We start from the raw sequence: 18,241 nt of genomic DNA on the forward strand, positions 1-18,241 counted from the left end.
GAACCTATCGGAACAGCAGGTCAAGAGGAAACTCCTACTGTTGAAAAACCTGAATACACCAAACCTATCGGAACGGCAGGAGAACAAGAAGCTCCAACAGTTGAAATTCCTGAATACACCGAACCTATCGGAACAGCAGGTCAAGAGGAAGCACCTACTGTTGAAAAACCTGAGTACACCGAGCCTTTCGGAACTCCGGGAGATCAGGCCACTCCAACCCTTAGCCTTCCTGACTATCCAGTTCAAGTCTTGAAAGATAAGGAGACTGGAGTAGAAATCATCGGTGGAGCCAGCGACTTAGAAGGAATTTCTCACGTTTCTAGCCGACGTGTCCTAGCTCAAGAACTCTTTGGCAAGACCTATGATGCTTACAATCTACAGCTTAAAAATCCAACAGATCATAGCTTGCAGCCAAAAGGCTCTGTCTTGGTTCGCTTGCCTATTTCAGCTAGCGTCGAAAATATCTACTACATCACTCCGACCAAGGAGTTGCAAGCCCTTGATTTCACTGTACGAGACGGAAAGGTAGAATTCATCACTAATCATTTCAGTACCTATGCTGTCGTCTATCAAGCTACTGGAACAAGCTCTAACACAGAGGAAAAACCAAGTGCTCCAGATACAGAAACCTTGGCACACGAGGCTGAACAATTTCCAGCTAGTCCGAGCCTTGCTAAAGCTGGAAATCATTCTCCTAAAGAACAACTTCCAGCAACAGGAGAAGCGTCCAACCCACTCCTATTCTTAGCAGGACTCAGCCTAGCCCTTACAGCCACATTTATGTTAAAAGGAAGAAAGGATGACTCCAACTAACCTTTAAGCACACAAAAACAGGATGAAGATCACCTTCATCCTGTTTTATTTTGTCATCAGAAGTTAGTTTTACAGTAGGTATAAAAAGGCTAAGGTCAAGAGACTTGCTAGAAGCCCAACTCCCCAAAAGAAGAAATCAACCTTCCACTCGCTCCAAGGATTGCCCTTGCCTGAGAATCCTCCAAGCTCAAAATGATGATGCACAGGTGTCATACGGAAAATACGCTTTCCACCACTAAGTTTGAAGTAGGTAACCTGCATCATAACAGAGCTTGTCTCAAAGACATAGATAATCCCAATCAACAAAAGGGTCCATTCTTGGTGGAGGGCCATAGAGATTGCTGCCAGCATCCCACCTAAAGCCAAACTTCCCACATCTCCCATGAAGACCTTGGCAGGCTTGTGATTAAAGACGAAGAAACCTAGCAAACCACCAATCATAGCAAGAATCACAAGAAGAATATCCAGTTGATTTTGCATATAAGCAATCACACCGTAGGCCGATAAGCTAATCACCACGGAAATACTTGCTAAGCCGTCGATCCCGTCCGTCAGATTCACCGCATTTGAAAAGCCAACTAGCCAGAAAAGGGCAAAGAAAATATAGAAAATTCCCAGATGAACTTGGTAGCAAAAGACTGAAAGCATGTCGCCACCGCGCTCATAAAAGAGGTAGAAAATCACTCCTCCAAGCAGCTGGAGAGCAAGTTTTTGCTTGGGATTTAAGCCTTCGTTAATCTTACGAAAGACCTTGAGGAAATCATCCAAAAAACCTACCAAACCATACAAAACCAAGATAAACAAAATCATGCCAACATTGTTGGTCAATTGTTGGGTAAGGAGAGCAATCAGAAAGCTCACAACAACTGCAACGATCAGGAAGACAAGACCTCCCATGGTTGGAGTCCCAGCTTTAGCTTGGTGTTGCTTGACATCCTCGTGCATCTGCTGACCCGTAATCTGTGCTTTTCGATAAAATCGGATAAAGGCTGGAATACCTATCAAGGTCAATAGAAAGGCTAGAATTCCAGCACTAATGGAACTAATCATCTTAATCTCCTAAAGTTATTTTCATTTTTTTAATGTCTTTGAGGGCTGTATTGGCACGGACACTTTGTTTCTTGACCGTTTTGCCACTACCTTCCCACTCGACTTCTATATTCAGCCATTTGGCAAATGTTTGCACATTTTCATCTGTCCAGCCGTACATATCAGGCATTTCTTCGACCTTATCTGACAGGATCAAGATCTGCTGATTGGCTTCCAAATTATCTCCTTCAGAAACCGAGAGTTCCTTGATCTTGGTTCCTGTTCCGATAACGATTGGTTGGACCAGGTTTCGGCGCAATTCCTCTGCTAGGTCTCCCGGCGTAAAGTCCTTGGTAGCTGGCATAGCATAGCTTGTCGTCTTGCTGACCTGATCCAAGCTCTTGGCAGTTGACTGAAGATTGAGGGATTCTTTCATAGCAGAAGCTCGCTCAAGGATTGGGGTGGCAAACTCCCCAAGCTGAACACCTGAATAATGCTCTGGCTGTTGCACCGTTACATAGAGGATAAAGTCAGGATTTTCTGCAGGATGCATTGACACAACAGAGAAGATATAGTTGGTTTCACCTGTCAGGTAGCCCCCATTCTTCTCATCGGCAATCTGAGCTGTCCCTGATTTCAGAGCAACATTTTGCCCCGGAACATTGACATTCGGCTTTCCTGTGCTGTGGTTGTACATGGTACCGTAGACAGGATCTGTTCCGACCATGACCATGTGCTCCCGAGTAGAGGACGCTGCTACTTTTGACACAGGATTTCCGACAATTTCCTTTTGAGACTTACGAACAGACTGGTCATTTGGATCATAGAGGGCACTGATAAATTTCGGCTCCAACATAACCCCATCGTTGGCAATAGCTGTAAAAGCACGAAGCATCTGGGTCTGGGTAACAGAGATCCCTTGTCCAAATGCACTCATGGCAATATTGACAATATTATCAGCTGGAAGTTGACCAGCGTATTCATCTGTCAAACCAAAGCGAGTTGGGATCCCAAATTTAAAGCGGTTTAGATAATCCAACCAAGTAGCATCTCCCATTTTTTGTTCAAGTAGACTCATTCCAACATTACTGGAGTGAGCGAAACCTTGTGAGAAAGTCATCATCCCACCAGTAGTCAAACCATCATTAACATCCCAATCTCGAATCGTCGCATCCGCTATTTTTAATTCACTGCTATTGAAGTATTCTCCACTTGGGAAGGTATTATTATCAATAGAAGAAGCTAACGTCATAACCTTCATGGCTGATCCTGGTTCATAGTTACTTTGATAAAGAATGTCACGCCAAACAAAGTCCTCAGTGATTCCTTCTTTAGTATCTGCATTAAAGGTAGGTCGTTGGGTGGTAGCGAGAATTTCACCGGTCTTTGCACTGACCAAGGTCGCGGTCATATACTTACCTTTTACTTTTTCTAGAAAGGCATCCATCTGAGTTTCCATAAAGGATTGCAAGGGACTAGAAAGGGTTGTGTAGACATCTTTTCCATCTACCGTTTGTTGGGAAGCCTGATCTGTACCCGGAACAATATTTCCCAGACGATCTTTCTCATAGGTGATGATCCCATCTGTACCCGCCAGAATGTTATTTAAAGAACTCTCCAACCCAGATGTCCCAATCAAACGTTTGGTGCCATCCTCATTTTCATGGAGTTGCGCTAAACCGATAAAGGAAGAAGCAAACTGTCCATTGGGATAACTACGGTTAGGGCTAGTTGTAAAGTCAATCCCCTCAACACCAGCAGTTTTGAGGTCATTTTTAATAGCCATCATATTGGCATAGGTGATCCCATTTCCCTTGGTACCAAAGGATACCTGTTTTAGATCTGGCTGAGAAAGCTGTTCTTTGACATAAGACTCTTCCATATCCAGATACTTATGGAAAATTTCAGCTACCTTATTAAATTGAGAATCCTCTACATAGAGAATTTTGCCTGTTGCTGACTTGTAGGTCTTGTCAATAACGGCGTAGATATTATACGAAGTCGCATCCTCTGCAATAGGCGTTCCATTACGATCGTAAATGGTTCCCCGTTTTGCAGGAATCGTCTTGGTTGTTTGATGGACCTTGTTTGCTTCTTGAACCAAGTCCTTACCAAATTTTTTACCCGTTCCGATAATGACCGCAAAGTTCACCAAAAAGACAGCGAAGAGTATGACAGCCAATAAACTCAGGCTTTTCCCTACTCTTCTGCGGTTTTCTTCTGGAGATTTACGATTACGAACGGCATAACGGATGATTTTTTCTTTCCACTGTTTCATTTCTTACTCCGTTGCTCGGATATTTTCGTTATTCAGCTGCAAATCCTTGGAGTTTGCAATCTCTTTCAAACGTTCTGAACGAATCAATTCATTGACCTCTTGCTTGGCATCGTCTAGCTCGGTTTTCTTTTCTTCGATTTGAGCATTGACCTTGGTCAATTCATTCTGAACTTGTAATAGCTTGGTCTGCATAAACACAACGCTAATTGCCAGGATAATCATTGTTGCAGCAATCGAAACATAGAAGGCCTTTTCCACACGTGAAAAACCTTTAAACTTCGTTTGCAATAACTGGCTTGTTTTTTCGATTCTTTCTGCCATGTTTTTCCTCTTACTTGTGAATTTTTCTAGCCACGCGCAACTTGGCTGAATGCGAACGATTGTTGGCTTCTAGCTCTTCAGCACTTGGCAAGATTGGCTTGCGGGATACCAATTCCATCTTGGGCTTAAGGTCATCCGGAATGAAGGGCAAGCCTTTGGGAACTTCCACTGTTGAAGCTTCTTTAAATAGTTGCTTGGTCAAGCGGTCTTCTAACGAATGGAAGGTAATGACCGAGATTCTACCATCCAAAGCCAGCATGTTCATGGCCTGCTGGATGGATTCATCTGCAGCGCCCAGCTCATCATTGACTTCGATTCGGATAGCCTGGAAAATCTGCTTGGCAGGGTGCCCCTTTTTCTTGAGCTCCTTGGCAGGCTTGGCCGACTTGATAATCTCTGCCAACTCCGTCGTTGTCTCAATGGGTTTCACCTCACGCGCTTGCTCAATCTTACGAGCAATCTGTTTAGAGAATTTATCCTCACCATACTTAAAAAAGATCCGAACCAGGTCATGATAGTCATAATGATTGACCACTTCATAGGCCGTCAGACGAGCTTCCTGATTCATCCGCATATCCAGTGGCGCATCCTTTTTATAAGAAAAGCCACGTTCACGCTGATCTAGCTGAGGACTGGACACCCCTAAGTCATAACAAATTCCATCAATTTCCTGGACACCAGCCTCCTGCAAACGTGCCTGCAAATGACGGAAGTTATCCTTGATAAAGGTTACCATCCCCTTTTCGATATAGGGTGCCAACCGTTTTTGCGCATTGTCAATGGCATTCTGGTCCTGGTCAAAGGCATAGAGATGCCCTTTTTCGCTCAATTTACTTAATAAATATTCGCTATGGCCTGCTCCGCCCAAAGTCGCATCAACGTAGATACCGTCAGGTTTTACGTCAAGCATATCAATCGTTTCATGAAGCAAGACCGTTACATGATGAAATTCTTTTGTCATATCCTATCTATTTTACCACAAATCTGACCAGCTTGCACTTGTCAGATAAGGCTAAGTTTCTTCGAAAAAAATTCTCAAAAAAATGTCGTATATACTTGACACACTATCTCCAAAAGAATATAATATAGTCAAATATATACGACATATCAGAAAGGAGACCCTATGAATCGTGTGAAAGAATTCCGCAAGGAACTGGGCATTTCCCAGCTCGAGCTCGCCAAAGATATCGGTGTCTCGAGACAGACCATCAACATGATTGAAAACGACAAGTACAATCCAACCCTGGAACTCTGTCTCAATCTCGCCCGCAGCCTCCAAACTGACCTCAATAGCCTCTTTTGGGAAGACAATTTTTAAAAAAGGAGCAAACAAATGAAAAAAGAAACTCTCACTGACAAACTCATCAAACGCACATACGGCATTTCTGGCCCCCTTGACGAACACAAACGGCGCGAGGCCGATCGTATCGGGAATCAGGTCTTTATCGTTCTCTTTTATCTCATGATATTTGGCAACCTCATCCCCTTTGTCCTTGCTTATAAATACCCACAAATTGTCGCTATCGGTTATCCTCTCGTGGTGTTTGGCATTTCGATGATGGCTGCCCTCTATGTGGTCTCTCAAACCAAGAAAACGGGCATCACAGCTATTGATCCCGAAATGTTAAGTAAGAAAGAAAGTAAACAACTGCATTTTCCTGGTCTAAAAGCCGGTCTAATCTATGGCATGGGCATGTTCTTTGGAATACCGCTTCTGAATGTCCTAACCGATGATAGCAAGGATTATCTTGCTTCTCTTTTAAATGCAGGGCATTTTGTATCAACTATCCTAGCTACCCTCTTCTTCGGAGTGACCATACAAATTATCGTCTCTCTTCGTATTCGAAAAGCCAAGAAAGACCAAGAAGACGACTAGGAGGTGCCTTATGAAATCACTAGCTAGACTACTGATCAGTCATGTTTTTATCAGTATCTTTGTTACCTTTTTCCTACTTTCTGGACATATTGAGCATCCTTTCTTGATTATCTTTCTTTTATTCCTTCCTGTATTGAACAAGGGACAGAGATTCCAGAAAATCCAATCAAAAAAATACGTCTTCTAAACGCATCTCTCTGTTTTATCCTCGTATCCTTTCCACAACTTTTAACAAATCCTATGGATTGGAGATACCTGGTATTTCTAATAATCTGTATCATTTTTAGTTTGGTTTACTTCTATACTCTCTATCAACTCTTTAAAGAAATCAATCAAAAATCGCTCATTTAGGAGGTTACTCCCATGAAAAAAGAAGATTTCACCACTCGCTTACTCAAACTATTCTTTCACATACAAGGGCCTGTTGATGAATGCCGTCAAGAGATGATTTACAAGGCTTGTGCCCGTGCCTTGATCCAAATCGTTTACTCCTCCCTCCTACTCTTCTTGTTCTATCTCCTATTTGGACGCTTCATAGAGTTGGTGCGAGATGCCATGCCTTACCTCTATTTTGGACTTATCTTCGTCCTCGCATCTAGGGCGAGACTAGCAGTTCGCAACTTACATTTAGACAAGGATGACCCGTCCGAAATCCATCACAAAAGCTACAGCAAAAGTCAAATCCAAGTTCGTAGTTGGGGTGTATTCATCAGTATTCCAATTGGCTTGTTTGTCTTATCAGCCTTTCACAAACTCTTTGTTCAGCATCTTCCCCTCGATACCTTTTGGGACAATCTCTCCCATTTCGATAAAATGCTCCCTTTACTAGTCTTGGGTTTAGGAATTGGTGCCATCTTTGGAAGCATGACCTATGCCTTTTTATCGGAACACGAAATGAAACACTCTGAATCAGGAATGCATAAGGAGAATATAGAAAAATGACCAGTATATATGATTTTTCCGTTTTGAACCAAAACAACCAAGCAACTCCCCTGGAGAGCTATCATGGCAAGGTTCTCTTGATTGTCAACACTGCTACTGGATGTGGCTTAACGCCCCAGTACCAAGGGCTCCAAGAACTCTATGAACGCTATCAAGATAAGGGCTTTGAAATCCTAGATTTCCCTTGCAATCAGTTCATGGGACAAGCACCCGGCAGCGCAGAGGAAATCAATAGTTTCTGCAACCTACACTATCAGACAACTTTCCCTCGCTTTGCCAAGATCAAGGTCAACGGCAAGGAGGCAGATCCTCTTTATGTTTGGCTAAAAGACCAGAAAGCTGGTCCGCTAGGAAAACGAATCGAATGGAATTTTGCTAAGTTTCTCATTGGTCGAGATGGGCAAGTCCTTGAGCGCTTCTCTTCCAAAACAGACCCCCAAACCATCCAAGAGTCTCTCCAAAAAATACTCTAATTTCTTTTTAAAACGTATCCTTTCATTTAGTTTGAGCCCTGAAAGGATGCGTTTTTTCTTTAAAAAGTAACTGATTTTCTTTAATTTATATTTATTTTTTTGCTTTTTGCTATTGCAATTCTTTCATTAATTTAGTATATTTGTTATATTAAAAGTTTTCAGTCATTTTAAGGGAGAAATGACCTTTTAAATTTTTTTACCTTAAAATGAAAGCGCTTTATAAACAGGAGGTAAGGTGGCTTACAAATTACCAGAGAGTTGTTTTCCTTAAATCAAGTTGTAACCAAGTCAGACTTGGGCTTGGGCAGTAGCTGACTGCCTTTCTAAAAACTAGGAGTATATTATGAATCGATACCTTTTTGAAAAAGGGCAAACATTTAGCATTCGGAAGTTGACTGTAGGTGTGGCATCTGTTATCGTGGGACTGGCATTTTTTGCTTCTGGAACCGTGCGTGCAGACGAAACGTCTCCTGTCACGATATCCAATTTAGATCAGCAAATGAAACAAGTAGCAGATATAGAAGAGACCAAGGCTGAACCAGTCAAAGAAGAAGGCCGTGTAGAAGCTGAAAAACAAGAAACACCTGCTGCCGATACCAACAGTGCTGACTTGCTCCCTGAAGACGTTCAGGACCGTGCCTATCCAGACACACCTGTCAAAGAACTCGATACGACTACTATCGTTGACCAAAAAGCTAGTCCAAAAGTAGAAACTAAGAGCATTCTAAAGGATAAGGAAGAAGCTCCAAAAGAAACTGAGAACGGAAACCGTGCCATCATTAACGGTGGACAAGACCTCAAACATATCAACTACGAGGGACAACCTGCTACTGCTGCTACTATGGTTTACAGCACTTACAACGCAGGGGAACAACGCTACCTCGTTTCAGGCTCAGGTATCTTCGTAGCCCCTAACCTGATCCTTACCGTTGCTCATAACTTCCTAGAGGCCAATAAAGAAACTGGCGAAGGTCACATTCGTGGTGGAAAATCTGCCCAGTTCTACTATAACGTTGGTTCAAACAGCGAAAAGAAAAACTCACTGCCATCCTCTGGAACTACGGTTTTATTCAGAGAAAAGGACATCCATTTCTGGAACAAGAAGGAGTTTGGAAAAGGCTATAAAAACGACCTTGCTCTTGTAGAAGCTCCTATTCCTCTTCCGATTGCTAGTCCAAACAAAGCAGCAACTTTTGCACCTTTAGCGGAGCACAAGACGCATCAGCCGGGAGAAGCCATCAGTACGATTGGCTATCCAACTGACTCGAGCTCAAAAGAATTGAAACAACCTATCCTAGCTGGTCAGCTTTACAAGGCAGATGGGACCATCCGATCTGTTGAGTCCTATGATGATAAGGGAACGACTGGTATCACCTACAAAACCACTTCTGTATCTGGTTTGTCTGGTGGCGGGATTGTCGATAGCCAAGGAAAAGTTCTGGGTGTCCATCAACACGGAACCGTTGACAATGGTGTAGCTGAAAAGGATCGCTTTGGTGGTGGACTCGTCCTTTCACCTGAACAACTGAAATGGGTTAAGGACATGATTGCCAAATATGGTGTGAAAGGCTGGTACCAAGGAGATAACGGAAATCGTTACTACTTTACTGATGAGGGGCGTATGCTTCGAAACGAAACAGCTGTGATCGGAAGCAACGAATATTCCTTCAACCAAGATGGGATTGCTACCTTGACCAAGGGAGTTGAGTACGGCCGTGTGGTTATCCAACACGAAGACGAAGAAGGAAATCCTGTCAAAGATAATGACACCTTCATCGAACAGACAGCTGTTGATTCGCCATTTGACTACAATTTCAAAAAAGAAATCGAGAAAACGGACTTCTACCAGAAGAATAAAGACAAATACGAAATTGTATCCATTGATGGCGTAGCGGTCAATAAACAACTAAAGGATGCTTGGGCTGAAGATCACAATGTTGTCAGCAAAGCGCCTGCCGGTACACGTATCATCAAGGTAGTCTATAAAGTCAACAAAGGCACCTTCAAAGTTTACTACCGTCAAAAAGGAACCACTACTGAATTAGCGGAAGCGACAGTTGATAACAATGACGGCCAAGAGTATGACGTTTCCTTTGTCAACACCTTCCATGCAAAAGACATTGCTGGCTACCGTCCAGTCAAAACTAGCCTGGAAGCAACCATCCAGCATAAAGGTGTGAATGAGGTCGTCTTTGAATACGAGCCGGTCGCTGATACAGCTAATCCAACGACACCGACTCCACCAGTGGCTCATCCAGAAGATAAAGAAACCGAAATTGGCAATCATGGACCTCTTCCAAGCAAGGCTCAACTCGATTACCACAAGGAAGAATTGGCAGCCTTCATCCACTACGGAATGAACACTTATACCAATTCTGAATGGGGAAATGGGAAAGAAGACCCCCGATACTTCAATCCAACCAACTTGGATACTGACCAATGGATTCGCACTCTGAAGGAAACTGGCTTCAAACGAACCATTATGGTGGTTAAACACCACGACGGTTTCGTTGCTTATCCATCTAAGTACACCAACCATACCGTAGCTGCTAGCCCATGGAAAGATGGAAAGGGTGACCTTCTCGAAGAAGTTTCCAAGTCTGCTAGCAAGTACGACATGAATATGGGTGTATACTTGTCACCATGGGATGCTAATCATCCAAAATACCATGTCGCAACCGAAAAAGAATACAACCAATACTATCTCAACCAACTGAAAGAAATCCTTGGTAATCCGAAATACGGTAACAAAGGGAAATTTATCGAGGTTTGGATGGACGGTGCGCGTGGTAGCGGTGCCCAAAAAGTGACCTACACTTTTGATGAATGGTTCAAATACATCAAAGAAGCTGAAGGAGATATCGCTATCTTCTCTGCTCAACCGACAAGCGTTCGCTGGATCGGAAATGAACGGGGAATCGCAGGTGACCCTGTCTGGCATAAAGTCAAAAGGGCCAACATCACAGACGATGTGAAAAACGAATACCTCAACCATGGTGACCCAGATGGTGATATGTACTCTGTAGGGGAAGCTGACGTTTCGATCCGTTCGGGCTGGTTCTATCATGACAACCAACAACCGAAATCACTCAAAGAGTTGATGGACATCTACTTCAAGTCTGTTGGTCGTGGAACCCCACTCCTTCTCAATATTCCACCAAATAAAGAAGGAAAATTCGCAGATGCTGATGTGGCTCGCTTGAAGGAATTCAAAGCAACCCTAGATCAAATGTATGCGACTGACTTTGCCAAAGGTGCCACCGTAACAGCAAGTTCTACTCGTCAAAACCACCTTTACAAGGAAAGCCACCTCACAGACGGTAAAGATGACACCAGCTGGGCCCTCTCAAATGATGCCACAACCGGTAGCTTTACAGTCGATTTGGGACAAAAGAGACGCTTTGACGTCGTTGAACTCAAGGAAGATATCGCCAAAGGTCAACGTATCTCTGGTTTCAAGATTGAAGTCGAAATCAACGGACGTTGGCTGACATACGGCGAAGGTTCGACCGTTGGTTACCGTCGCTTGGTTCAAGGCAAGCCTGTAGAAGCACAAAAAATCCGTGTAACCATCACCGGTGCTCAAGCAACCCCAATCTTAACCAACTTCTCAGTCTACAAGACACCAAGCAGCATTGAAAAGACTGATGGCTATCCTCTTGGACTGGAATACCACTCAAACACAACTGCGGATACAGCCGGAACAACCTGGTACAATGAATCTGAAGGTGTTCGTGGCACTTCTATGTGGACCAATCAAAAAGATGCCAAAGCAAGCTATACCTTCACAGGAACCAAGGCCTATGTCGTCTCTACAGTCGACCCAGGTCATGGAGAAATGTCTGTCTACGTTGATGGTCAAAAGGTTGCCGATGTCCAAACTAAGAATGCTAGCCGTAAACGCAGCCAAAAAGTCTTTGAGACAGGCGATTTAGCACCAGGCCAACACACTATTACTCTTGTAAATAAAACAGGCGAACCAATTGCTACAGAAGGAATCTACACCCTAAACAATGATAGTAAAGGGATGTTTGAACTCGAGTCTACCAACTACGAAGTCGAAAAAGGAAAACCAGTCACTGTTAAAATTAAACGCGTTGGTGGAAGCAAGGGAACTGCTACTGTTCGCTTTATCACAGAACCTGGAACTGGGGTTCACGGTAAAGTTTACCAAGATACAACTCAAGATGTGACCTTTAAAGATGGAGAAACAGAAAAGACTGTCACCATCCCAACGATTGACTTTACAGAACAAGCCGACTCTGTCTTTGACTTCAAAGCCAAGCTCACTTCTGTCACTGATGGTGCCCTGCTCGGTTTCGCTACAGATGCAACCATCCAAGTGATGAAAGCTGAATTGCTGATCAAGGACCAAACAAGTTATGATGATCAAGCTAGTCAGTTGGATTATAGTCCTGGCTGGCACCATGAAACCAATTCGACAGACAAGTACCAAAAAACGGAGTCTTGGGCATCCTTTGGTCGCTTAACTGATGAGCAAAAGAAAAAGACAACTGTCACAGCCTACTTCTACGGTACTGGACTTGATATCAAGGGCTATGTTGATCCAAATCATGGTATCTACAAAGTCTTCCTAGATGGCAAAGAAGTTCCTTACCAAGATGGCATGGGAAATGCTTCAACTATTGACGGTAAGAAATACTTTAGCGGTCGTGCAGCACAACGCCAAGGCAATCAAACTCTGGTTAGCTTAAAAGGTCTGGACGAAAACTTGCACGCAGTCACCCTTCAACTAGATCCTAATCGAAATGATTTGTCTCAAAATATCGGTATTCAGGTAGACCAATTCATCACTCGTGGCGAAGGTAGTGAACTCTACAGCAAGGCAGATATCATCCAGTCTATCTCAAAATGGAAAGATGATCTGTCCAACTTTGATCCAGCAGGCTTGAAAAATACGGCTACTGCACGCCAAGCTTTCCAAGCAAATCTAGAAAAATTGAGAAACCAACTCAGTGCTGAAGCAGTGGATGTTCAAGAAGTCATGTTGACAGTCAGTGCCCTACAAGATATCCTATCCAAGGATGAGAACTATCAAAGAGGTCAAGAGGAGCCTAGTCCAGAGCAACCGGAGCAACCGGAACAGCCAGAAGAACCTGAGAAACCTGACCAACCTGAACAACCAGCTGAACCAAAACAACCGGAAATTGAGTACGATAAGGCTATGGACAGCTTGACAAAAGCTATCGAGAAAAAAGTCGCTGAGCTTGGATCCAACAAGGAAGCTAAGAAGAAATTATTAGAAATTGCTGACCAAGCCATTGCTGCAATCCAAGAAGCTAAAACTCAGGAAGCAGTCAATCAAGCGCTAGAAACTGCTCTCGAACAAATCAGCAAGCTCAAAGCAACCCAGCCTGAAAAACCAGCTGAGCCTGAAAATCCAGCTGAACCTGAGAAACCTGCTCAACCTGAAAAACCAATTACTTCTTCAAGTCCTGAAGAAGGAGTTAAGGATCTTGTCTTTACACTTCCAAGTTTGGAAATTGTCAATAAACCAGTGCCGTTCAAGACTATCCGTCGCGAAAATGCCCAATTAGACAAAGGAAAAGAGCAAGTTCTATCAGAAGGTAAGGACGGTATCCTAGTCGAGTATGTTGAAGTAAATGGCAACAATCGCAAGGTTGTCCAAACGGAAACAACTCCAGCTCAAGATCGAGTGATTGAGGTAGGTAGCAAACAAAGCTCAGTTGGAACAGAGGCGCCACCAGTTGTGACTCTTCCTGAGTATGTTGTCCCAAGAGAGACTGAAAAACCTGCTCCAGTCGTAACAGACAATTCACCAGCAAAAGATGAAAAAGCTCCTGTTACAGCTACAGTCAAAGAAGACAAGGAAAGACTACTCCCTGCAACTGGGGAACAAGAAGCAAGTGCCTTCCTCTTCTTGGCAGCCATTACTTCTATCTTGTCTCTCCTCATCTTCCAAAAGAATTTCAAAGACTAATAACCCTCTTTGATTGATTCTTTCTAATGACTCAGTTCCCCCGTTGAGAAGACCATTTGGTCTTCTCTTTTTCTATCTGTAAAATTAAAAAACATCCACAAATATACATGGATGTTTGGGTATGACTCTATAAAGTAAGATGATCATTGAAGATAGCTGTTCTCAAATCCAACCACGTTTTCAAATAAACGCTCATCCAAAAAAAGAGAGTGGCCCTTTTCTTATCTCATCAGAATTACCATCATAAGTTTCTGCAAGAACTCCACAGATAAAAGATGGTGTTTCGAATTCCAATACCATGAGATTTTCTGACGCTCACAAGCCATCTTTCCTAGATCGGACTTCCCTCTCTCACATCTAGATCTACTGACTACTATTTTTGAGTCCAGCATATGCATAGGTTCGATTTCTGGGGCACTCTTTTTCTGTCACTAGCCTAAAATAAAAGCGATGCTCCCGCCCATCCTTGGCATTTTCCTTGTTCAAGACGAAGTAGTTCTTCTGATTCATTGCCATGGTTCGTAGGATATCATCGATCAAAAAAGTCAAGGGAACATTCATGGCAGAGTATTTTTGGAAATCCTCTTCAAAGCGGATGTAACTATCTGAAAAATAATCCATCTGTAGTTTGTTTTCATACAGCTCTTTTCTAGTCATAAACTTCCTCCTCCCACAGTCGAATTTCGAGGATATCTACAATCTCTACCAGCCTATAGCCCTCATTGGTCCTAATAGATAGAGTTTGAGGTGATAATTCGCTTACCTCACCAATGATCGTGGTTTTATGCCTTCTTTCCTTGACTACAAAGCATCCCTTCAGTTGCCCGACATAAAGCTGTGAAAGCAAGAGCAACTTCTCAACGGGATTCAAACTCGTCGAAAAAGCAACCCGATTTCTTTCTTCACCGAGTGAACTAGTATGCTCTGAGAGGAAAAAGCCCATCCACTTCTGCATCCCTGGATCTTGATAGTCACGCGCAGATGGAAAGGGTAAATAAGAACGATCAATCATTTTAGTCCATCTAATCCTCCAGCAGAATGCCCCCCAATCAGCTTGCTTCTGGCAAGACTCCTAGAGGCTTCTTCCAGTGCATTGGCCTTTAAGAGGGAGGTAAAACCAAATTGTTCCCGAATGGCATCAATAGCCGTCTGGAGCCTTTCTTCTTTTTCTAACTTGTCAACATCATCAAAGAGGGAGATCAAGCCAAAGGACTCGTCCACAAATCCTGAATAGTTGACTCCGACACTTCTGATCGCTCCAGAAGTGTATTTATTATGAAATAGCTTCAAAACATAATCCGTTAAGATAGCTGTATTATTGGTCGGTTCGACCTTCATTTGTGTGTGAATAGACGACCTGACCTCCAGTTTAGAGAAACCAACATAGAGAGAGACAAGGGTTGTTTTCTTGCCCGCCCTTCTCAGTCTAATAGCCACCTGCTCCGCCATTTCTCGGAGAATAATTTCGATATCCCGTAGCTTCACGTAGTCTCTCGGCAAGATTTGAGAATTTCCTAACCCTTGAGACTTGGCTTTATAGGGCTTATGAACATTGCTCTCATCAATCCCGTTAGCATGAAACCACAAACGCAGGCCAGCCTGACCAAGTGTTTTCTGTAGCTGGTCTGGATTACTGGTGGCCAATTCTCTGATGGAAAAAATCCCCAGAGCATGCAAGCGTTTCTCCATCCGCCTGCCAATCCCCCAAAAGTCCGTCATCTTGGGAATGGCCCAAACCTTCTCTTCCACATCCTGGTAAGACCAGTTGGCCCTCATGGTCGGAGTGTGCTTGGCCTCATTATCCAGAGCCAACTTGGCCAGTAAGGGGTTGGCATTGGACATACCCACTGTAGAGTAGATCCCTGTCTGCCTCCAAATATCCCTCTGGATGCGAGCAGAAAGCATATCTAGCTTGTCTTTGCGAGAGATACTCTTGTCTGGGATGAAATAGTTGAGCGAACTAGTCAGATCGATAAAGCCCTCATCGATAGAGTAGGGATAAATATCATCTGGACTACCATAGTTTTGAAAGATTCGCTGGATTTCCATATTGACCGCTATGTATTCATCCATCCTAGGTGGCACAACCAAAGTCACTTGAGCCCAATCTTCGATGTAGCGAACATAGTCTAAGTCAGTAGGCAAGCCTTGCTTTCGAGCATTGTAATAGGAAAATTTGCGCGTTTTGATATCAAAAGGCAGATCATAGGCCCGGCCAACATTGGACTTGCCAAAAATCTTCTTAAACATGGGAGAGGAAGCTAATATAAGGCCAGTAGAATTATCCGCGCGACTCATGACACAAAGCGAGGTCTTCAGCGGATGCAAGCCCCGTTTCACACACTCAACGCTGGCATAAAAAGATTTCATATCGACAAAGGCAATATCACTTTTGGGCTCTCTGGAATAATCAAAGTAGCCCATAGGCTAACCCTCCATCGGCACAAAATTCCCAACAATAATCCCCACAATCCGAGGATCTTCCTCATAGGAGATGAAAATATCCTTGTATTTAGGATTGATAGAGACCAGACGCAAGCCATCTTCCTCCCGATAAACCCGTTTGATATAGGTCTGGTTGTTGCAAACCACTGCATAAACCGCCCCATCATAATCAAATCCGGTCTCTCGAATCAAAGCCACGGAACCATTTTGATATTTAGGTTCCATGGAGTCCCCAGCCACCCAGGAAGCAAAATCGTGGGCTAGTTCTTCATTAAAGTAAACGGTATCAAAATTTCTATCGTCATATACCGAAGCCCCGATCCCTGCTGACATGCGTTCATAGACACGATACTCGTAGAGGCGCTCTGGCATGGTCGCCACCTTCTGTGTTTGTTCCTCTTGAGCTAGGTTGCGAGCATAGAGCACAACCTTGTCCTTCCCTTGCTTGGAGAGGCTATTGTAGAGACGAACAATCTCGATCTGAGTGAAATATCCCTTTGCTACCTTTAAAATATTTTCTAGCTGGGCAACCTTCTCCTTGGATGGTTCCTTAATTCCACGTTCCCAAGCCGAGTAAGCCTGAAAACTGATCCCAAGTTGCTCTGCAATTTCCTTCTGTGTCAATTTTAACTCTTTTCTCCGAGCCTTGAGTTTTTCTGGTTGGTACATGATTCACCCCCTAGTGTGATGCTTTATTGAGAATATCTCTCTTAGAAAAACAAATCGACGGTTGAGCTTACACCTCTAAAACTCAACCAATTCGGTTTAGTTTTATTATATAAAAAAAGTGGACGATTGTCCACTGGGAAAATCAAATTTTAACAGACACAACTGGAAATTATGAACAAAAAACTGGACTAGACCTAGCAACTCCTACTCTAATTTTTGCAACAGCTTTACAACTTGCTGATTATCAATCCTCACATAGTAAACACCACTATCATTGACAAGTTTATCCTCTTCATACTTAGCAATCTTTACAGCATAAAGACCTCTTGGTAGGGATTGGTTGGCAAAAAATTCCTTCATGAGCCTTTCAAGATCTTTTAGATAGTCATCATACAAGAGATCTCTTTTTTCCTTCGGAACGAAATATTGAAATTCAAATGTCGGTATAAAAATCTCTTTTTGGAAAAGATATTGAGCATCCATTGGATACATCCCTTGCAGAGCTTGGCCCTTGCTTTGATTTTCCTCCAATATTTCATTATAAAGATAGATATTATCAGATTGGTTATTAAATTCAAAACCAATACCTTGATACTTCAAATCAGGAAGTTTAGGATCTTTGATTGAACTGTCCAGTGTTTTTAAAAACTCGCTGGTGCCTGGACTAACCTCAATCCCTAAATAGGCTAATTCTGGGAAAACATCATAAATTTTTTTACCATTTTTGTAATCAACCTCTGCATCTGTCTTTCCATATGTTTCACTTTTCGAAAAGCGAGTATAGTATTTAAATCGAGTTTTAGCCTGATAGGTTTTTCCAGCTATATTTTCACTGTAGGTACCGTGGATTATAAATCCTCCCACGCTTGTATAGTTTTTCTCGTATTTTTCTAACTCAAACTGTCCTGTAAGACCGTAGTTTTGATAAGAACGATGCACAGCTTGCTCAAGCTCAGTTCGACTTGCATGGGCAAACAGCCCCCACATATCCATTAGAGAAAAAATCGGACTGAACACTGTGAAGATTACCATTGGGATCACTATGGATAAGCAACCTATTAATAGCCAATTTCTTTTCTTGGCGTTTCCTTCAGATTTTTTAGCAGTTTTCTGTTTCCTTTTTAAGATTAGAATGAGCAAACCCAAAAGCACTAATACTAATAAAACCAATCTACACTCTCCTTTTACTTTTGACAGTTGTTAACAGGTGTATAGGAGACTGACAGAAATACTCATCTCACCTGCTAACTTATCCTGAATTCCATAAACTCGTCTGAAATGACGAACAATCCTTATGCCATTATACCACACGAGCGATACCGTGAGAAGACGAGAAAAGCAAAAGAAACCCACCTGAATTTGTTTCAGGTGGTTAGCTTCAAGAGACTAGAAATAGTGTCTATAAACCTTTATCTCTTTTTAGACTTCTTAAC

General features: G+C 42.9%; 15 protein-coding genes and 1 pseudogene. 7 read left to right on the forward strand and 9 right to left on the reverse strand.

Features of this window, described 5'->3' with window-relative positions:
- The coding region (locus HMPREF2655_RS03185) for an SIALI-17 repeat-containing surface protein (protein ID WP_142352120.1) at window positions 1-813 on the forward strand (813 nt) is incomplete at its 5' end.
- Between the two features lie 69 nt (window positions 814-882).
- On the opposite strand, the gene mraY is transcribed toward HMPREF2655_RS03185, so the two are convergent.
- The 4 genes from mraY to rsmH are packed head-to-tail and all read right to left on the reverse strand — an operon-like array spanning window position 883 to window position 5,402.
- Window positions 883-1,863, reverse strand: coding sequence for a phospho-N-acetylmuramoyl-pentapeptide-transferase (gene mraY / locus HMPREF2655_RS03190; RefSeq protein ID WP_070837540.1), 981 nt, complete (start codon window positions 1,861-1,863; stop codon window positions 883-885).
- Between the two features lies 1 nt (window position 1,864).
- Window positions 1,865-4,120, reverse strand: a complete 2,256-nt coding sequence (gene pbp2X, locus HMPREF2655_RS03195; RefSeq protein WP_070837542.1) for a penicillin-binding protein PBP2X — start codon at window positions 4,118-4,120, stop codon at window positions 1,865-1,867.
- A gap of 3 nt (window positions 4,121-4,123) precedes the next feature.
- Complete coding sequence (gene ftsL, locus HMPREF2655_RS03200) at window positions 4,124-4,441, reverse strand: cell division protein FtsL (RefSeq protein ID WP_061587541.1); 318 nt, start codon at window positions 4,439-4,441, stop codon at window positions 4,124-4,126.
- Between the two features lie 10 nt (window positions 4,442-4,451).
- Window positions 4,452-5,402, reverse strand: a complete 951-nt coding sequence (gene rsmH / locus HMPREF2655_RS03205) for a 16S rRNA (cytosine(1402)-N(4))-methyltransferase RsmH (protein WP_070837544.1) — start codon at window positions 5,400-5,402, stop codon at window positions 4,452-4,454.
- 162 nt (window positions 5,403-5,564) lie between these two features.
- On the opposite strand from rsmH, the gene HMPREF2655_RS03210 reads away from it, so the two are divergent.
- The 6 genes and pseudogenes from HMPREF2655_RS03210 to HMPREF2655_RS03235 all read left to right on the forward strand — a co-directional run bounded on the left by HMPREF2655_RS03210 (window position 5,565) and on the right by HMPREF2655_RS03235 (window position 13,694).
- Window positions 5,565-5,759: a helix-turn-helix transcriptional regulator gene (locus tag HMPREF2655_RS03210; protein ID WP_001082471.1), complete on the forward strand. Its 195-nt coding sequence runs from the start codon at window positions 5,565-5,567 to the stop codon at window positions 5,757-5,759.
- 15 nt (window positions 5,760-5,774) lie between these two features.
- Window positions 5,775-6,317: a DUF3278 domain-containing protein gene (locus HMPREF2655_RS03215; protein WP_070837546.1), complete on the forward strand. Its 543-nt coding sequence runs from the start codon at window positions 5,775-5,777 to the stop codon at window positions 6,315-6,317.
- A 10-nt stretch (window positions 6,318-6,327) separates the two neighbouring features.
- Window positions 6,328-6,668, forward strand: a pseudogene (locus tag HMPREF2655_RS10405) (hypothetical protein).
- Window positions 6,669-6,680: 12 nt separating this feature from the next.
- Window positions 6,681-7,259 carry a DUF3278 domain-containing protein gene (locus HMPREF2655_RS03225; RefSeq protein ID WP_070837548.1) on the forward strand — a complete coding sequence of 193 codons (579 nt, stop codon included), beginning with the start codon at window positions 6,681-6,683 and terminating at the stop codon, window positions 7,257-7,259.
- Complete coding sequence (locus tag HMPREF2655_RS03230; RefSeq protein ID WP_070837550.1) at window positions 7,256-7,732, forward strand: glutathione peroxidase; 477 nt, start codon at window positions 7,256-7,258, stop codon at window positions 7,730-7,732. Before HMPREF2655_RS03225 ends, HMPREF2655_RS03230 begins: the two co-directional genes overlap by 4 nt.
- Window positions 7,733-8,075: 343 nt before the next feature.
- Window positions 8,076-13,694: an alpha-L-fucosidase gene (locus HMPREF2655_RS03235; protein WP_070837552.1), complete on the forward strand. Its 5,619-nt coding sequence runs from the start codon at window positions 8,076-8,078 to the stop codon at window positions 13,692-13,694.
- A gap of 363 nt (window positions 13,695-14,057) precedes the next feature.
- On the opposite strand, the gene HMPREF2655_RS03240 is transcribed toward HMPREF2655_RS03235, so the two are convergent.
- The 5 genes from HMPREF2655_RS03240 to HMPREF2655_RS03260 form a co-directional block, all read right to left on the reverse strand.
- The gene (locus HMPREF2655_RS03240) at window positions 14,058-14,351 is read right to left on the reverse strand and encodes a DUF5960 family protein (RefSeq protein ID WP_000196996.1); all 294 of its coding nucleotides are present in this window, start codon (window positions 14,349-14,351) and stop codon (window positions 14,058-14,060) included.
- Window positions 14,344-14,706 carry a hypothetical protein gene (locus tag HMPREF2655_RS03245; RefSeq protein WP_070837554.1) on the reverse strand — a complete coding sequence of 121 codons (363 nt, stop codon included), beginning with the start codon at window positions 14,704-14,706 and terminating at the stop codon, window positions 14,344-14,346. Before HMPREF2655_RS03245 ends, HMPREF2655_RS03240 begins: the two co-directional genes overlap by 8 nt.
- On the reverse strand, window positions 14,703-16,118 hold the full coding sequence (locus tag HMPREF2655_RS03250) for a Y-family DNA polymerase (RefSeq protein ID WP_000540275.1): 1,416 nt from the start codon (window positions 16,116-16,118) through the stop codon (window positions 14,703-14,705). The genes HMPREF2655_RS03245 and HMPREF2655_RS03250 overlap by 4 nt, the downstream gene beginning before the upstream one ends.
- Before the next feature lie 3 nt (window positions 16,119-16,121).
- Window positions 16,122-16,808, reverse strand: a complete 687-nt coding sequence (locus tag HMPREF2655_RS03255; protein WP_000284670.1) for an XRE family transcriptional regulator — start codon at window positions 16,806-16,808, stop codon at window positions 16,122-16,124.
- A 204-nt stretch (window positions 16,809-17,012) separates the two neighbouring features.
- Window positions 17,013-17,978: a hypothetical protein gene (locus tag HMPREF2655_RS03260; protein WP_000243694.1), complete on the reverse strand. Its 966-nt coding sequence runs from the start codon at window positions 17,976-17,978 to the stop codon at window positions 17,013-17,015.
- Window positions 17,979-18,241: the final 263 nt, after the last annotated feature.

It is taken from the genome of Streptococcus sp. HMSC066F01 (assembly GCF_001837335.1).
Lineage (GTDB): Bacteria > Bacillota > Bacilli > Lactobacillales > Streptococcaceae > Streptococcus > Streptococcus oralis_S.